The following is a 17,367-nucleotide window of genomic DNA, read 5'->3' as shown; positions in this document are numbered from 1 at the left end:
ATCGGCTGGCTTAATCCTGCTCCATGCAAGTTATTTCCTTGGGGCGGCCATGAACTACACCTTTTTGCTTGTTGAAGACACGGGCTCGGTCAGGCGTATCAGTCTGAATCGCCCGCAAGCGCGCAATGCGCAGAGCCAGCAACTGCTGGATGAACTGGATCATGCGGTGTCTGAGGCTGCGCGCGACGACGCGGTGCGTGTGCTGGTGATCGCCGCGGCCGGAGACCATTTTTCCGCAGGCCACGATTTGAAGGAGGCCCAGGCAAAAAGGGCTGATTTCAGTGTGGAGGAGCGGTGGGCGTACGAGTCCTTGCGCTATTTCGACTACTGCCTGCGTATCTGGGATTTTCCCAAGCCTACGATCGCGCAGGTGCAGGGCGCTTGCGTGGCGGGCGGCTTCATGATTGCGAACATGTGCGATCTGGTGGTGTGCTCGGACGATGCGTTTTTTTCCGACCCTGTCGGCCACACGCTCGCGGCAGCGGCAACAGAAGTGCTGATACATCCTTGGGTGATGGGTTTGCGCAAGGCCAAGGAAATGCTGTTCACGGGCGAACGTGTCGAGGCGGCTGAAGCCTATCGGATAGGCATGGTCAACCGTGTGGTTCCGGTGGCGGCGTTGGAAGATGAAACCCTGGCACTGGCGCAGCGCATTGCGCAAGCCCCGCCTTTTGGTCTGCGGCTGCTCAAGAAATCACTGAACCGCAGCCTGGATGTACAGGGCCTGCGCACGGCCTTGTCTGCCCATTTCGACACGCACCAGTTGTCGCACATGAGTAACGAGTTCAAGGCGGTGCGGGATAAAGGTCTGGCGCAGGCGATTCAGCGCAACAAGTCTGGGGATTCCGCATGAGCCAGGATCTTCGCCCTTTGCTGGATCCGCGTTCCATATGCTTTGTCGGCGCCAGCGACAACGCTGGCCGGATCGGCGGGATGCCGATCGAACTGCTGACCCGTTATGGCTATCAAGGCAAGATTTACCCGGTCAATCCCAAGTATCAGGAGGTTTTCGGCCTGCCTTGCTATCCAGATGTGGAAAGCATGCCCGAGGCGCCTGACCTGGCAGTACTCGCGATCGGCGCGAAAGATGTGCTGCCCATGTTGGCGCGCTGCCACGCCAAAGGGATACGCGCGGCGATTGTCTATGCGGCGGGGTTCGCCGAGGAGGGGGAAGCCGGGCGGCGTCTGCAAGAGGCCGTACAGGCTTTCTCCGTGGAAACGGGCCTGGTGGTCGCAGGGCCAAACTGCATGGGTTTTGCCAACCTCAATACCCAGGCGCACACTGCCTTTGCCTCAGTGTTCAATGCTGTGCCCATGCAGGAAGGGCGAGGCAGGATCAGTTTGTTGACGCAAAGCGGCAATGTCTGTGCTGCTGTCTACGGCTTGGTGCGGAAACTGGAGCTGCCCGTCTCGCATTTCATCAATACCGGCAATGAGGCGTGCGTGGAGTTCGCTGAGTATCTGGACTTTCTTGTCGACGATGCCGACACGGAGATCGTGCTGGGATATGTGGAGCAGCTGCGCAATGGGCCGCGGTTCATTGATGCCTGTCGCCGGTTGGCGCAGAACGACAAGGTGCTGATCGCCCTGAAGGCCGGTACCACCGACAAAGGCGCCGCCGCCGTGCAGTCACACACCTCGGCGCTCGCCGGCGATCAGCGCGTCTATCGCAGCGTATTCGATCAACTGGGGGTCATTGAGGCCAGGGATTTTGCGCAAATGGCGGTTCTGGCACAGCTGGCTCAGTTGCGACATCGCACCGCTGGCGAGCGGGTGGCCGTGATCACGATGTCGGGCGCGCTCGGTGCCATCCTCGCCGATCGATTCATCGAGTCGGGTCTGGCGCTGCCGGATTTGCCGCAGGAGGTGCAGGCGGCGTTGCGCAAAGGCATCCCGGACTATGGCATGGTGGGCAATCCGGTTGATGTAACGGGTAACGTTGTCAATGATCCGGGCTTTGTTCACAGTGTATTGGAGGCCTTGGCCACCTCGCCCGCGCTGGATGCCGTGGTGATCTACGCACCCGGCTATATGCTGGATCGCATGGCCGACAGCATTGTCGCCGTGGCGCGGGCGCACAATCGGTTCTTTGCGGCCATCGACACGGGTCATGCCACATCCCGCGACCTCTTGCGAGAGGCAGGCGTGGCGGTCTTCGATGATCTGGGGCTTGCTGTCGCTGCCCTGGGGCCGTTCCTGTCCTGGCAGGAGCGCAGGCGCCATCGTGTGTTACGGGCAGGCTCGCGGGGCGCTCAGCCACTGCCGGTGAATCAACCGGCGCTGCCCGATGGGCCGTTGAATGAAGCGCAGGCCTTGCAGTTCCTGGGCAGCGCAGGTGTGCCGGTCAAAGCGGAGCGCATTGCGCATAGCGCTCAGGAGGCTATCGAGCATGCTTCGCATCTGGGGTATCCCGTCGTGCTCAAAATCCTGAGCGCCGATATTGCACACAAGACAGAAGTGGGTGGGGTTGTCCTGAACTTGCCCGATGCCGGGCACGTGGCAGCGGCCTACGCGCAGATGCTGCGAGAGGTGGGTGAGCGCGCGCCCGCGGCCAGGTTGGACGGCGTACTGGTGCAGCGCATGGAGCAGGGGGGCGTCGAATTGATTGTCGGCGCGCGGCGTGATCCCGTGTTTGGCCCAATGCTGACAGTGGGGCTGGGGGGTGTGCTCACCGAACTCTACAACGATAGCGCGCATGCACTGTTGCCTCTGGATGAGGAAGACGCGTGCAGGCTGCTGCGCCAGTTGGTTGCGTTCCCATTGCTCGACGGGTATCGCAATGCGCCCAGGGCTGACGTTCAGGCGGCCGCACAGGCGATCGCTGCCATCGGAAGGTCCATGACCTGCGCACCGGCCTCAGTGAAAGAAATTGAAGTTAACCCGCTGCTGGTGAGACAGCAGGGGCAGGGCGTGATTGCTCTGGATGCGTTAATTCTCGCCGGATAGGGATCGAAGGAGGTATCCGGAAACACAGTGTCGGCTGTCGGCATGCGATCGATGAAGCAGGCATTTCAACACAGCGGTAATCCAAAAGTATTCATGGAGACATCATATGTTCAAGAAACTACTCGCAGGCCTCTGCATGGGGGCAATCATGACCGGCGCGGCGTTTGCGGCCGACCGCTATCCCGAGCGGCCTGTCAGTATCGTTGTGCCGTTTTCGGCTGGCGGCGCTACCGATATCCTGGCTCGCTTGCTGGCCGAGCGTCTGGAGTCGCGTCTGGGCCAGCCAGTGATTGTAGAGAACAAGCCGGGCGGCGGCACCATCATTGCCTCCAATCATGTGGCACGCGCCAAACCGGATGGCTATACCTTGCTGCTGGCGGCATCGTCTCTGGGTATTGCGCCCAGCATTTACAGCAAGATTGACTACGACCCTGTCAAGGATTTTGCGCCGGTCACGCAGGTTGCCTCGGTTGTCCATGTGCTGGAAGTGACCGCGTCCCTGCCCGTCAAGACTGTGAAGGAGCTTATCGATTATCTGCACGCCAATCCCGGCAAGCTCAGCTATGCGTCGGTAGGCGTGGGAACGTCAACGCAACTCGAGGCCGAATTGTTCAAGAGCATGGCTGGCGTGGATATGCAGGAGATTCCCTATAAGGGCAGTTCACAGGCCCTCACGGATTTGGTCGCGGGACGTGTTGAGATCATGTTCGACGCCTGGGCGTCCTCCTCGCCTTTTGTGAAGGATGGGCGTGTTCGCGCTTTGGCCGTCACGACTGAAGGGCCGTCAAAGTCGGTGCCTGATGTGCCGCCGATTGCTACCGTCGTGCCCGGTTTCTCGGCCATGCCATGGCTAGGTCTGGTGGCGCCTGCCGGCACCCCCGATACCGCCATCCAGACTATTTACCAGGCGGTCTCTGAAATACTCAAGGAGCCGCCCGTGCAAGAAAAACTGGTGACGCTGGGGCTGGATGCCATCGGCAGCGATCCAGCCAGCTTTGGCGAGTTCATCAAGCAGGATATCGAAACCTGGTCCAAGGTAGCCACTGAAGCCAACATTCGCATCAATTGAACACGAGTGACATGGCAGTAGCGACAAGGGTATGACACACATGAGTTTTCCGAATGACGACGGTGCGTTTCGCGCATACATACGCGCATGGCTGGAGGAACACTACGCGGCATTCGTCGCGCAGTGGCCTGCTGATCCAGACCCGCGCGATCTGGCTTTTCGCCGCGCTTGGGAAAACAAGCTGTGTGCGCATGGTCTGTCGGGGCTGGGCTGGCCCCAAGCCTATGGCGGTCATGCCCTGAGCCTGGCCAAACAGGCCATTTTTCATGAAGAGCACGCCCTGTGTGGGGCGCCTTTGGGCGTCAACCTGATCGGTCATGGCATCCTCGCGCCCACGCTGCTGCATTTCGGAACTGAAGCCCAGAAGCGGGAATTCCTGCCAGGCGTGCTCTCAAACAGCACTATATGGTGCCAAGGCTATTCCGAGCCTTCGGCGGGATCGGATCTCGCTTCCCTGCGTACCCGTGCGCACCGCGATGGCGACAGTTACGTGCTGAACGGTCACAAGATTTGGACATCGTTTGCCGATCTGGCGGACTGGTGCTTTGTCCTGGCGCGTACCGACAAGGCGCAGCCACGCCATCGTGGGCTCAGCTTCCTGCTGGTGGATATGTCGCTGCCAGGCGTCCGTGTTCAGCCTATTCGGCAGCTTACGGGGGAAGCTGAGTTCTGCGAGGTGTTCTTTGAGGATGTACGGGTAGAGGCGCGTTATCGCGTGGGCGACGAAAATCAGGGCTGGAAGATCGCCATGGCAGCGGCCAGCTATGAACGGGGTACCTATTTTCTACCCCGGTTGGTCCGGTTCCGGCAGGAGCTCGACGACATCCGTGGCTGGCTGGCGCACGAATCGGTCGCCACGCGTCGGCGCTGGGCGCGATTGGCCATCGACAGCCATGTCCTGGGCTTGAAGACCAGACGCGCGTTGAGGCAGGCAATGTCGGGCGGTCCGCCGGGCCCGGAGGGCTCCTCCACCAAAGTGCATTGGAGCGAAGCGCACCAGGCATTGCTGGATTTTGCCGTGGAGCTGTTGGGCGATTCGGTGTGTCTGGACGCGCCGGGCGAGGATGCCCGCAAGGCCGCGCTGTATACGCATGCCTATCTCTGGTCGCGGGCTGAAACCATTCTTGCGGGCACCTCGGAGATCCAGCGCAACATCATTGCCGAGAAAATACTCGGCCTGCCCAAGGGAGCCTGACTGATGACCATGGTATTGAACGATGAGCAGACCATGCTGGTCGATGCGGTCAGGCATTTTCTGGAGGGTGAGCTGGCGGATGGGGCAGTCCTCGTCCCTTTGGATGCCGAGCGCGCGCGACAGCTATGGCGGCAATGCGCCGAAATGGGTTGGTTGCAGACATGTGCGCCAGAGGCAAGCGGCGGCTTGGGGCTGAGTCTTGTCGATGCCGCCCTGATGGTCGAGGAGATGGGACGCAGGCTCCTGCCCTTACCGATTGCGGACGCGATGGCCATGCTGGGCTATCTGATTACAGCAGAGGGTCCGGACACTCCGCTCAAGCAGTTGGCGCGTTGGCTGGACGGCGAGGCATACATGGCGCTGGCAAGCGATGCCGATGGAGATGATGGGAGCGGAACAGCGCAGGACGATGGCATTGATCGGCGCTCCCCGAATCTCGGTCTTGTCACCCATGCGATCAGCGACGCGACGGCTCTGCGGCTTTCGTGGCAAGAGACTCATCTCACGTTATCCGCGCACGCGGTTGATCACCTTGGTTACGGGATCGATCCATTGATTGCAACTGGCCGCCTGGTCACACACTCGCCTCCCCAATGGCAGGTCACGCGAACCTGTCCTGAGCCGACATGGACGCGGTTTTGTATGGCACGCCGCTGTCTCAGACTTGCAGAATTGCTGGGCGTAGGCGCGCAGGCGCTGGACCTCGCATCCGTGTACGCGTGCGAGCGCGAGCAGTTCGGCAAGCCCATTGGCGCAAACCAGGCCATCAAGCACAGGCTGGCGGACAACTGGATGGCGTTGGACAATGCGCGCTTGTTGCTGCATGAGGCCTGTGAACTTACAGATCAGCACGGCGAGGCCGCGCAAGCTTCAGTGCTGATGGCTGAACTGTTGATTACCGAAGCCGCGCTCGCCACTGCAGGGCAGGCTATCCAGACTTTTGGCGCCATGGGGATTACCTGGGAGTGCCCCGCTCATTTATATCTCAAGCGTGCCAGGCATCTGTGCGCCATCCTGCGCCGGGATGGCGATGCTACGTTTATCCTGGACCGGCTCTGGGCCTTGATCTGAACGGCGCGTAAGTCGACGCGACATTTTCTGGCCGGACATGGCCGCAGCGCCCGTGCCAGATTCTATAGTGGGCAGTTTCTTTCTCCCCAGAAATTGCTGTATGACTGTCCACGACGCATGCTATCGCAGCTTGTTGAATCATCCTCTTTTAGTGCGCAGCCTCTTTCAGGACATTGTCGACATCAGGGAATTGCAGTCTCTTCATTGGCCCGCCATGCAGGCCGTTCCCGCATCCTATGTGAGCAAACGCCTTGCCTTGCGGCAGGGCGACCATGTCTGGCGCATTCCCTGCAGCGAGGGGTCGGACGCGCATGTGTTGCTAATGCTGGAACACCAGTCGTCATGCGAGCGATTCATGGCGCTGCGCATGGCGTCCTATTGCAGCTTGCTGTGTGAAAGCCTGTTGCAGCGACGCGTTCAAAAGCCGCAGCGGCAGTTGCCGCGCCTGCTGCCCGTGGTGCTCTATAGCGGTGTTCGTCCATGGCGCGCGCCTACCAGCACGCGCCATCTGTTTGATGCACTGCCCGCGGCGCTCGAACCGTATCTTCCACAGTTCGAATACCTGTTGATCGACGAGGGTGAGTGGGTGCGGTCAGGCAAACTGCCGGATCAAAACCTGGCTGCATTGCTCTTTCGTCTTGAACACAATCGCGGTATTGAAGATACGATTAATTTAATGCAGACTATTGGCCTGTGCACGCAGGGGGAAGCGCATGCTGAACTGCGGAACGCTTTTGCAAATTGGATACGCCGCGTGTTGCTGCCGCGCTCGCTGCCTGCGGTTCAGCTGCCGGCCATAGACGATTTCATGGAGATCAAGAATATGCTTGACCATCAGTCCCGATCCTGGACGCATCAATGGAAGATGCAGGGTCTGAGCGAAGGCCGCAAAGAGGGCCGCAAAGAAGGTCGCAAAGAAGGCGGAGCAGTATTGTTGCAGCGTCAATTGGCCCATAAGTTTGGCCCTCTGCCTGCCTCGGTGGCACAACGCCTGGCGACAGCATCCATACGGCAGATGGAAAAGTGGTCTGTACAACTGCTCGGCGCGTCAACGCTGGACGAGGTCTTTGCCGATAGCCGGCGGCCGCGCTCCCGCCCTTAAGCCCGGCCACGAGCAACCTGTATCCCGGCGCCAGATCCATGCGACAAGGCCGCTTCTAAAGTAGCGGCCTTGTTCATCTTCATCGTGATGCGCAACGGTTAGCGGGGCAACGTCGTGCTACCCATCAGGAACTCATCCACCGACCGCGCGCATTGCCGGCCTTCCCGAATCGCCCAGACGACCAGCGACTGTCCGCGCCGCATATCGCCGGCTGCGAACACTTTGGCGTCACTGCTGCGATAGTCCTCCGTATTGGCCTGAGCATTGCCGCGGGCGTCCAGGTCCAGGCCAAAGGCATCAAGCACATTGCGAACAGGCGACACAAAGCCCATGGCCAGCAATACCAGATCGGCAGGCAGCTCGAATTGCGAGCCCTCCACTTCGCGCATCTTCAGTTGTCCGGTTGCCTTGTCCTTGATCCATTCCAGGCGGACCGCGATCAGCTTGTTGATCTTGCCGTCCTTACCTTCGAAGCACTTGGTGGACACCGCCCAGTCGCGCTCGCAGCCTTCTTCATGCGACGATGAACTGCGCATCTTGGCGGGCCAGTAAGGCCAGGTCAGTTCTTTGTTCTCCACATCGGGCAGGCGTGGCATCAGCTCGAATTGCGTGACGGACGCAGCCCCCTGGCGGTTGCTGGTGCCGACACAGTCCGACCCGGTGTCGCCACCCCCGATGACAATGACGTGCTTGCCCTTGGCGGTAATCTGCTTGCTGATCCGATCGCCATTATTCACCTTGTTCTGCTGGCGCAGGAAATCCATTGCAAAATGAATGCCCTGCAACTCCCGGCCAGGGGCGGGCAGGTCACGAGGCGTTTCGGCCCCACCCGCCAGGACGATCGCGTCAAACTCTTCACGCAGCGAATCGGGCGTGCGAACCGTCAGGCCTTCCTGGGCGTCTTCGGGGGCGCCGACATACGTGGAGGGCGAGAATTCCACGCCCTCGGCCTCCATCTGTGCCAGGCGCCGGTCGATATGGAATTTTTCGAGCTTGAAGTCTGGAATGCCATAGCGCAGCAGGCCACCAATGCGATTGCTTTTTTCGAAGACAGTCACTGAATGGCCGACCCGTGCCAGTTGCTGGGCGCAAGCCAGCCCGGCAGGGCCGGAACCGACAACGGCCACTTTTTTTCCCGTGCGCCGATGTGGTGGCTGAGGCGTGACCCAGCCCTCGTTCCAGCCTCTGTCGATGATGGCATGCTCAATAGACTTGATACCGACAGCATCGTCATTGATATTCAGTGTACAGGCCGCTTCGCAAGGGGCCGGGCAGATCCGGCCGGTAAACTCCGGAAAGTTATTGGTGGAGTGCAGTACAGCCAGCGCCTGACGCCATTCCTGCCGATACACCAGATCGTTCCAGTCCGGAATGATGTTGTTGACCGGGCATCCGTTGTTGCAGAAGGGTATGCCGCAGTCCATGCAGCGAGCACCCTGCTTTTTTGCTTCCGCGTCAGTCAGTGGCGCAACGAACTCGCGCCAATGTTTCAGCCGCGTCAGTGGTGCCTCATAGGTCTCTTTGACACGTTGAAACTCCAGAAAACCAGTAATCTTGCCCATCTTAAGACCCTCAGGCAGCAATTTGTTGTGGATTGGCTGCGCGCCAGAGCTCACCGAGCGCGCGTTTATACTCAATAGGCATGACTTTGAGGAAAGTCAGGCGGCTGCGGCTCCAGTCGTCCAGGATGTCCCGGGCCCGGAAGCTGCCGGTCAGGCGGTAGTGTTCTTCGATCATACGGCGCAGTATGGTTTCGTCCGTTTCCCGTTCAGCGCCCCGCGTTTGACTGTGCCAGCCTTGGACCTGTCCCTGATCCTCCTGCTCCTGATGCGACATCATGCGTTCCAGCTCTACCATGGACAGATTGCAGTTGCGGCGGAAGTTGTCCTGCGGATCCCAAATGTAGGCCACCCCACCGGACATGCCCGCCGCAAAGTTGCGGCCCGTTTGGCCCAGTACGACGACGGTGCCGCCCGTCATGTATTCACAACCATGGTCGCCTGTGCCCTCGACCACCGTCGCCGCGCCGGAATTACGCACCGCAAACCGTTCGCCCGCTACGCCGTTGAAATAAGCTTCGCCCGCCAGCGCGCCATACAGCACCGTATTGCCGACAATGATGTGATCAGGGCCGAATCCCCTGAAATCGTTGGGAGAGCGCACGATGATGCGGCCTCCCGACAGGCCCTTGCCGACATAGTCATTGGCCTCGCCCACCAGATCCAGGGTAATGCCCTGGGCCAGGAATGCGCCGAAACTCTGCCCGGCAGTGCCGTTGCATTGAATGTGTATCGTGTCGTCAGGCAGCCCGTCATGTCCATAGCGTGACGCGACGACGCCGGACAGCATGGCGCCGATGGTGCGGTTGCGGTTCCGAACGGGCGTAATGAACGATACTTTCTCGCCACGCTCTATGGCTGCCTTGCTGCGCTCGATCAGTTGATGATCCAAGGCATGATCCAGTGCATGGTCCTGGCTTTCGGTCTGATGCAGCGCGCCTTGCGCCTGGACGGCGTGAAAAACGCGGCTGAAATCCAGGCCCTGCGCTTTCCAGTGCTCTATCCCCTTGCGCATATCCAGCAGGTCGACACGCCCAATCATGTCATCGAAGCGGCGAATACCGAGCTGCGCCATGATTTCTCTTACTTCTTCGGCGATGAAGAAAAAGAAGTTCACCACGTGCTCCGGCTTGCCCTGAAACTTCTTGCGCAACACCGGATCCTGCGTCGCGACGCCCACCGGGCAGGTATTCAGATGGCATTTGCGCATCATGATGCAGCCTTCGACCACCAGCGGCGCTGTGGCGAAGCCGAACTCATCGGCGCCCAGCAGCGCGCCGATCACGACATCGCGGCCGGTTTTCATCTGGCCGTCGGCCTGCACACGGATGCGAGTCCGCAGGTTGTTCAACAGCAAGGTCTGCTGCGTTTCGGCCAGGCCAAGCTCCCAGGGCGTACCCGCGTGCTTGATGGATGACACCGGAGACGCACCGGTGCCGCCATCGTGGCCGGCAATCACCACATGATCGGCCTTGGCCTTGGCGACGCCGGTTGCGACGGTGCCCACGCCTACTTCCGACACAAGCTTGACTGAAATAGACGCCCTGGGATTGACGTTCTTGAGATCGTGAATGAGCTGCGCCAAATCCTCGATGGAATAAATATCGTGATGGGGCGGTGGTGAAATCAACCCGACGCCAGGGACTGAATAGCGCAGCTTGGCGATATAGTCTGTAACCTTGTGTCCAGGCAACTGGCCGCCTTCGCCGGGCTTGGCGCCCTGCGCCATCTTGATCTGTATTTGGTCTGCACTGCTCAGGTATTCGGCCGACACGCCAAAGCGCCCGGAGGCCACTTGCTTGATCCGTGAACGCAGCGAATCGCCTGCGGCCAGCGCAATATCCGCTTCAATGCGCTCATGGCCCAACACCGACGCCATGGTGTCGCCCTTCTTGATGGTTTGCTTACCCGTGCGCATTTCCTGACGATAGCGCAGTTCATCTTCACCGCCTTCGCCCGTATTCGACTTGCCGCCAATGCGATTCATCGCCACCGCGAGCACAGCATGCGCCTCGGTGGAAATAGACCCCAGCGACATGGCGCCTGTTGCAAATCGCTTGACGATTTCCTTGGCGGGTTCGACCTCGCTGAGCGGGATTGCACGCGCAGGGTCAACCTTGAATTCAAACAGGCCGCGCAGCGTCATGTGGCGGCGTGTCTGGTCGTTGATCAGTTGAGCATATTCCTTGTAGGTGCTGTAGTTGTTGGCGCGCGCCGAGTGCTGGAGCTTGGCGATGGAGTCTGGCGTCCACATATGGTCTTCGCCGCGGACACGCCAGGCATAATCGCCGCCCGCATCCAGATCGTTGGCCAGCACCGGGTCATCGCTGAATGCCGCATGATGCACGCGCAGCGCCTCCTGCGCGACTTCGAAGATGTTGATCCCTTCGATATTGCTGGGGGTGCCGGTAAAGTACTTCTGTACCAACGCGGAGCTCAGGCCTACGGCCTCGAAAATCTGTGCGCCGGTATAGGACATATAGGTCGAGATGCCCATCTTGGACATGACTTTGTTCAAGCCCTTGCCTATGGCCTTGATGTATTGCTTGATGGCCTGTTGCGGTTGTGGCAGCGTGGCCAGTGTTTCAAGGGCCAGGTAGGGGTGGATGGCTTCGGCGCCGTAACCGCCCAGCAAGGCAAAATGGTGCACTTCGCGCGCCGATCCCGTCTCGACGACCAGGCCGGTATTGGTGCGCAAGCCTGCGCGAATCAGATGCAGATGGATGGCGGATGTTGCCAGCAAGGCTGGAATCGCCACGTGTTCGCTGTCGACGTTGCGGTCAGTAATAAGCAGGATGTTGTAGCCGCTGCGTACGGCATCCGCCGCATTGGAACAGAGCCCGGCAATACAGGCCTCGATGCCGTCCGGGCCCCAGGCAACTGGATAAGTGATGTCCAGTTCCAGGCAGCGGAATTTGTTGGAGGTAATGTCGGCAATATGACGGATCTGCGCCATGGCCGAGAAATCCAGGATGGGCTGGCTGACCTCCAGCCGCAGCGGCGGATTCACATTATTGATGTCGAGCAGGTTGGGTTTGGGGCCGATGAACGACACCAGGGACATCACCAGTTGTTCGCGAATCGGATCGATCGGTGGGTTGGTCACCTGGGCAAACAGCTGGCGGAAATAGTTGTAGAAAGGCTTGGCGCGGCTCGACAGCACGGCGAGCGGCGCATCGTTGCCCATAGACCCGGTGCATTCTTCGCCATTGGCGGACATGGGCTGAAGGACGAACTTGAAGTCTTCTTGTGTCCAGCCAAAAGCCTGCTGGCGATCCAGCAGTGAAACATCCCTGCGCGCATCTTCGACTTTCTGGGCGGGCAGAGACTCAAGCTTCAGGCGCAGGCGCTCAATCCACTGCCGATACGGCCGCATATTGGCCAACTGCGACTTGATTTCGACATCGTCGATGATGCGGCCTTGCTGCAGGTCGATCAGAAACATCTTGCCAGGCTGCAGGCGCCACTTCTTGACGATGCGATGCTCGGAAATCTGCAGCGTGCCGGCTTCCGAGGCCATGATCACCATGTCGTCATCGGTGATCAGGTAGCGGGCGGGGCGAAGGCCGTTGCGGTCAAGTGTTGCGCCGATTTGCCTGCCATCGGTAAACGCCACCGCCGCGGGGCCATCCCAGGGCTCCATCATGGCCGCATGGTATTCGTAGAACGCGCGGCGGTTTTCATCCATGTCGTCATGCTGTTCCCAGGCTTCGGGAATCATCATCATCATGGCATGGGCGAGTGAATAGCCCGACATCACCAAGAGTTCAAGACAGTTGTCGAAGGTGGCTGTGTCCGACTGCCCCTCATACACAATGGGGTACAGCTTGGGCAAGTCGTCTCCGAGCACGGCTGACTGCATCATGCCTTCGCGGGCGCGCAGCCAGTTGAAGTTGCCCTTTACCGTATTGATTTCGCCATTGTGCGCAATCATGCGATAGGGGTGGGCGAGCGGCCAGGCAGGGAAGGTATTGGTGGAAAAGCGCTGGTGTACCAGCGCCAGCGCCGACACCGCGCGCGTATCCGCCAGATCGCGGTAATAGCAGCCCACCTGATTGGCCAGCAGCAAGCCTTTGTACACCACGGTACGCACGGAAATAGACGGCACAAAATACTCTTGCCCGTGCGCCAGCTCCATGTGCTGGATGGCGTGGCTGGCTGTTTTTCGGATGACGTAGAGCTTGCGCTCGAGCGCATCAGGCACCATGATGTCCGCGCCACGCCCAATGAAGAGCTGACGGATCACCGGCTCACAGGCGTGCACAGTGGGAGACATGGGCATGTCGCGGTCGATCGGCACGTCGCGCCATCCCAGCACGACCTGGCCTTCGTCGCGCACGGCGCGCTCGAGCTCTTGCTCACAGGCCAGCCGCGAGGCGGTTTCCTTGGGCAAAAACACCATCGCAACGCCGTATTCGTCGGGCGGGGGCAGCTCGATGCCTTGCGCCGCCATTTCCTCGCGATACAGCTGGTCTGGTATCTGTATGAGTATGCCGGCGCCGTCGCCCATGAGCTCATCGGCCCCGACCGCGCCGCGGTGATCAAGGTTTTCGAGGATCTTCAGACCCTGCTGGATGATCGCATGGCTTTTGCGCCCCTTGATGTGGGCCACAAAACCAACCCCACAGGCATCATGTTCGTTTTCGGGGTGATATAGGCCCTGGCGCGACGGCGCGCGCTGGCGATCACTTTGTTGGTCGGCGAGGCGAGCAGCGGGCGCGCGAGGTACCACGGTGGGAGTGGGTGCATAAGACTGTGACATGGCGGACTCGTGTATTGGTGCGGTGCGCAAAGATGGGCGCAGAAGATTGAAGATACCGCGTAAGTCCAGTGTGCGCAACAGAAATTTGATGGTGCGTCCCTTATTTTATATGCACAAAAATAGTGCGTAATTAAATAGGGACGCATCTAAATAGCTACATCATAATGATTTATCTAACCCCGTTTAAGGGATGTCGGTGGAAAATCGCGCGCCCGCGGTTCTCGATATTGCACCCTCGCTGTTGACGCGCTGCCGGAACGCCGAGCCGTTATGTTGCGCCGAACAACGCTATAGCTGTTTGCATAAGTCGATGAACGATTCTCTGAGCCACCGGTGCGCGACATCGTCGTTGGCGGATTGATGCCAGATCAGATAGACCGGAAAGTCCGGGGTTCGCACAGGAGGCAGATAGTGCTGCAAGCCGAAGTTGTCGGCATACAGAAGCGCCATGCGTTTGGGCATTGTGCAAAGCAAGTTCGTGTTCTGCACTATCACAGGCATGGATTGGAAATAGGGCACCTGTACGGCAATATGGCGCTGCAATCCTCGTTTGGCCAGCGCAAGGTCAATCATCGGCGTGCTTTTGGTCCGGGGAATCAGCGCAGCATGTCCCAGCGTCAGAAAGGTATCCAGGGTGAGGCGGTCCGCGATGGCGGGATGGTCGCGGCGGGCCAGGCTGAGCAAGGTATCGGTCATGACGCAGTGATTGCGGAATTCGGTCATGCCTGGAACAAAGTAGCTCAAAGCCAGATCCACGGCTCCTTGCCGCAACTCGTCTCGCAACTGGATGCCTGGCTCGGGTCGGATAACGATCCGTATGCCCGGCGCAGCCAGGTTCAGCCATTTGAGAAAGCGGGGCAGGATGACATTTTCGCCATAGTCTTCCAGGGCAAACTCAAATGTGCGTGTGGAACTGCTGAAATCGAACCCGCTGCGTGAACTCAGGCCCTCCCGCAGAAGGTCGAGTGCGCGCTGTATGGGTTCGGCAATCGTTTTTGCCCGCGGCGTCGGTGCCATGCCTTCCGCCGTTCTTTCGAACAAGGGATCGCCTACTCTGTCGCGCAGCCTGGCCAGTGCATTGCTCACGGCCGGTTGGGTGAGATTCAGGCGCAATGCGGCTTTCGATATGCTGCGTTCAATATAAATGGCATCGAATACTCGGAGCAGGTTCAGGTCGAATGTTTCAAGATTCACATCGAACTCCCGGGAAAGCAACGGATCTTCAATTTATATTCATGTGATGAATATAAATTATTATGAAAATAAATTTCAAAAATACACCTCCGCTTTCTACTATAGCTTTATTGATTTCAATGTACGGAGGCGGTTCGATGCCAGACGTCACGGATAATCTACTTTGCCACATCGGCGATTCAGGGGTGGCGCTTGTGCAGTTGAATCGGCCTGATGCACGCAATGCATTAAATCTTCCATTGCGCAGGCTTCTTTCAGAAACGTTTACCACGCTTCGGGCTGATGACCGCGTCAGGTGTGTCGTGATCGCTGGAAAAGGCCCCTGCTTCGCCGCTGGAGCGGACCTGCGAGAGATGGCCGGTTTGGGGCCATCTTCAGTCTGGGCGATGGACGTATTGAGCTATTGGCACACCATCAGCGATTTTCCGAAGCCGCTGATTGCCGCGGTTCATGGCGCGGCGTTGGGTGGCGGTTGCGAGCTGGCCATGCATGCGGACATTATCGTTGCCGAAGACAGTGCGCGGTTTGGGCAACCGGAAGTCGCCGTCGGCATCATGCCGGGGGGCGGTGCGACGCAAAGGCTGATGCGTGCGATAGGCAAGTTCAGGGCCATGCAAATGCTGCTGACAGGCGAGGCAATATCGGCGCAGCGCGCGTACGAGGTCGGGCTGGCCAGCGAGCTGACGCCAGACGGCAAAGCCCTTGAACGGGCGATGCAGATTGCCGACACCATCGCCAGGCGACCGGCCATTGCGGTCAGGCTGACGAAAGAGGTCGCGCTGGCCGGCGCCGATGCGCCGCTTGCTACCGGATTAATGCTGGAACGCAGGGCATTCGAGACGTTGTTCGATACGCAGGATCAGAAAGAGGGCATGCGTGCATTTCTCGAGCGTCGAGCCGCAAATTTCAAAGGAGCATGAGAATGTCGTCTGGAATTTCGCGCGTTGGTGTCGTCGGGTCGGGCGCAATGGGCCGCGGCATAGCGCAAATATGTGCGTTGTCGGGCAAAACCGTCATGCTGTTCGATGCGGGCCATCAGGTTGTTGAAAAAGCCCTGGCCGGCATCGCCCAAGCGATCAGCATCGATGTACAGAAAGGGCGCCTGGATGACCGTGCCGCGCAACAGGCGGCAAAGGCGCTAATCGCCATAGACAACCTAGAGGCACTTCGAGATTGCGAACTGGTGATCGAGGCCATTACCGAAGACCTGGATGCCAAGCTCCATCTACTTTCGTCGTTGGACGATGTGGTCGACGCATCGTGCATACTCGCGTCCAACACTTCGTCGTTGTCGATTACATCGCTCGCCTCGAAATGCCGGTATCCAGGGCGAGTGGCGGGTATGCATTTCTTCAACCCGGTGCCACGCATGCGTCTGGTGGAAGTGATTCGCGGCCTGAAGACAGAGGATGCCGTTATCGCGCAGCTCAAGGCGGTGGGGCACGATATCGGCAAGGAGGTCGTGGAGGTCAACGACACCCCTGGCTTTCTGGTGAATCAGATCGGGCGCGGCTATACGCTGGAAGCGGTCAACGTGGTCGCGGAAGGCGTGGCGAGCTATGCGCAGATCGATCAGATTATGCGCGAGGCGGCGGGCTTTCGCATGGGGCCGTTCGAGTTGCTTGATCTGGTCGGGCTTGACGTCAACCACCCTGCGACGGAACTCATTTACAACCAGCTTTTTCAAGAGCCACGCTACCGACCTTCTTCGCTGATGAGCCTGCGTTTGCAAGCGGGAACGCTGGGACGAAAAACCGGAGAAGGGTATTACCGTTATGAGGTTGGCGCTCCAGGTAAGCATGGAGCGAAGCCATTGCAGGCAAATTTGCCTGCTCCCAGCGCGCCCCACGTGAGTGCCCCTGTGTGGGTTAGCTCGGCAACGCCCGAGGCGGGTGACACGCTGCGCGCATTGGCCTCCTCGCTCGGTGCCAGCATAGAAGCGGGAACGCGTCCGAGTGACAAAGCACTGTGCCTGGTGACGCCGATGGGTCGCGATGCTTCACGCACAGCGGCGATCGAGGGCTTGGATCCAGTGCGTACGGTCGCCGTTGATACGCTGTTTGGCTTGCAGACACATCGCACGCTGATGACTACCTGCGTCACGAGTCGCGCATGGCGCGACATGGCTCATGCGATTTTCAGTGCGGATGGTGTGCCGGTCACTGTTATTCGCGACAGTCCGGGCTTTGTTGCTCAGCGGATTGTTGCCATGATCATGAACATCGGCGGCGCCTTGGCGCAATCGCGCACTGCGGCGCCCCAGGATATCGATCGTGCAGTCGTGCTGGCGCTGGCTTATCCGCACGGCCCGCTGGGATTCGCCAATCGCCTTGGCGCGGCGTCTGTGAGCCGGCTGCTTGACGGACTATACGAAAGTTTTCGTGATCCTCGTTACCGCCCCGCTTTGTGGCTGGCACGTCGGGCTGCGCTGGATATGGATTTTTGCGAGGGTGATTGACGCTCGCAACA

Annotated in this window: 11 protein-coding genes; 8 read left to right on the top strand and 3 right to left on the bottom strand. The window is 59.5% G+C overall.

The genetic code is table 11. From position 1 onward, the window contains the following. Positions 1–49: 49 nt before the first annotated feature. The 6 genes from ERE07_RS12930 (at position 50) to ERE07_RS12905 (ending at position 7,383) form a co-directional block, all read left to right on the top strand. Positions 50–853 (top strand): enoyl-CoA hydratase, encoded by an 804-nt coding sequence (locus ERE07_RS12930; RefSeq protein WP_130009354.1) that lies wholly within the window; start codon positions 50–52, stop codon positions 851–853. Further along, positions 850–2,946 (top strand): acetate--CoA ligase family protein, encoded by a 2,097-nt coding sequence (locus ERE07_RS12925; protein ID WP_130009352.1) that lies wholly within the window; start codon positions 850–852, stop codon positions 2,944–2,946. Before ERE07_RS12930 ends, ERE07_RS12925 begins: the two co-directional genes overlap by 4 nt. 106 nt (positions 2,947–3,052) lie before the next feature. Next, on the top strand, positions 3,053–4,015 hold the full coding sequence (locus tag ERE07_RS12920; protein ID WP_130009350.1) for a Bug family tripartite tricarboxylate transporter substrate binding protein: 963 nt from the start codon (positions 3,053–3,055) through the stop codon (positions 4,013–4,015). 31 nt (positions 4,016–4,046) lie between these two features. Beyond that, positions 4,047–5,210 carry an acyl-CoA dehydrogenase family protein gene (locus ERE07_RS12915; protein WP_130009348.1) on the top strand — a complete coding sequence of 388 codons (1,164 nt, stop codon included), beginning with the start codon at positions 4,047–4,049 and terminating at the stop codon, positions 5,208–5,210. Positions 5,211–5,213: 3 nt separating this feature from the next. Then, entirely contained in the window at positions 5,214–6,281 is a 1,068-nt protein-coding gene (locus tag ERE07_RS12910) for an acyl-CoA dehydrogenase family protein (RefSeq protein ID WP_130009347.1), read from the top strand. Positions 6,282–6,381: 100 nt separating this feature from the next. Beyond that, positions 6,382–7,383, top strand: coding sequence for an Rpn family recombination-promoting nuclease/putative transposase (locus tag ERE07_RS12905; RefSeq protein ID WP_167670881.1), 1,002 nt, complete (start codon positions 6,382–6,384; stop codon positions 7,381–7,383). Between the two features lie 98 nt (positions 7,384–7,481). Here the strand turns inward: ERE07_RS12905 and ERE07_RS12900 are convergent, their stop codons facing one another. The 3 genes from ERE07_RS12900 to ERE07_RS12890 all read right to left on the bottom strand — a co-directional run bounded on the left by ERE07_RS12900 (position 7,482) and on the right by ERE07_RS12890 (position 14,898). Beyond that, positions 7,482–8,945: a glutamate synthase subunit beta gene (locus tag ERE07_RS12900; protein ID WP_130009343.1), complete on the bottom strand. Its 1,464-nt coding sequence runs from the start codon at positions 8,943–8,945 to the stop codon at positions 7,482–7,484. A 10-nt stretch (positions 8,946–8,955) separates the two neighbouring features. Further along, complete coding sequence (locus ERE07_RS12895) at positions 8,956–13,704, bottom strand: glutamate synthase-related protein (RefSeq protein WP_130009341.1); 4,749 nt, start codon at positions 13,702–13,704, stop codon at positions 8,956–8,958. A 288-nt stretch (positions 13,705–13,992) separates the two neighbouring features. Continuing rightward, entirely contained in the window at positions 13,993–14,898 is a 906-nt protein-coding gene (locus tag ERE07_RS12890) for a LysR family transcriptional regulator (RefSeq protein ID WP_130009339.1), read from the bottom strand. 137 nt (positions 14,899–15,035) lie between these two features. On the opposite strand from ERE07_RS12890, the gene ERE07_RS12885 reads away from it, so the two are divergent. Together ERE07_RS12885 and ERE07_RS12880 are read left to right on the top strand one after the other, a co-directional pair. Next, positions 15,036–15,818 (top strand): enoyl-CoA hydratase-related protein, encoded by a 783-nt coding sequence (locus ERE07_RS12885; protein ID WP_130009337.1) that lies wholly within the window; start codon positions 15,036–15,038, stop codon positions 15,816–15,818. A 2-nt stretch (positions 15,819–15,820) separates the two neighbouring features. Next, a complete protein-coding gene (locus ERE07_RS12880; protein ID WP_130009335.1) occupies positions 15,821–17,356 on the top strand; it encodes a 3-hydroxyacyl-CoA dehydrogenase in 1,536 nt (511 codons plus the stop codon). Positions 17,357–17,367 lie beyond the last annotated feature (11 nt).

The sequence above is a fragment of the Allopusillimonas ginsengisoli genome (assembly GCF_004153455.1).
Taxonomy (GTDB): Bacteria; Pseudomonadota; Gammaproteobacteria; order Burkholderiales; family Burkholderiaceae_B; genus Allopusillimonas; species Allopusillimonas ginsengisoli.
Note: the sequence above shows the minus strand (reverse complement) of the source record. Positions and strands in the feature narration are given on the sequence as shown.

Bases quoted from the DNA above. Each gene is read 5' to 3' on its own strand.
- ERE07_RS12930 (WP_130009354.1), top strand. From the start codon at position 50: ATGAACTACACCTTTTTGCTTGTTGAAGACACGGGCTCGGTCAGGCGT.
- ERE07_RS12925 (WP_130009352.1), top strand. From the start codon at position 850: ATGAGCCAGGATCTTCGCCCTTTGCTGGATCCGCGTTCCATATGCTTT.
- ERE07_RS12920 (WP_130009350.1), top strand. From the start codon at position 3,053: ATGTTCAAGAAACTACTCGCAGGCCTCTGCATGGGGGCAATCATGACC.
- ERE07_RS12915 (WP_130009348.1), top strand. From the start codon at position 4,047: ATGACACACATGAGTTTTCCGAATGACGACGGTGCGTTTCGCGCATAC.
- ERE07_RS12910 (WP_130009347.1), top strand. From the start codon at position 5,214: ATGACCATGGTATTGAACGATGAGCAGACCATGCTGGTCGATGCGGTC.
- ERE07_RS12905 (WP_167670881.1), top strand. From the start codon at position 6,382: ATGACTGTCCACGACGCATGCTATCGCAGCTTGTTGAATCATCCTCTT.
- ERE07_RS12900 (WP_130009343.1), bottom strand. From the start codon at position 8,945: ATGGGCAAGATTACTGGTTTTCTGGAGTTTCAACGTGTCAAAGAGACC.
- ERE07_RS12895 (WP_130009341.1), bottom strand. From the start codon at position 13,704: ATGTCACAGTCTTATGCACCCACTCCCACCGTGGTACCTCGCGCGCCC.
- ERE07_RS12885 (WP_130009337.1), top strand. From the start codon at position 15,036: ATGCCAGACGTCACGGATAATCTACTTTGCCACATCGGCGATTCAGGG.
- ERE07_RS12880 (WP_130009335.1), top strand. From the start codon at position 15,821: ATGTCGTCTGGAATTTCGCGCGTTGGTGTCGTCGGGTCGGGCGCAATG.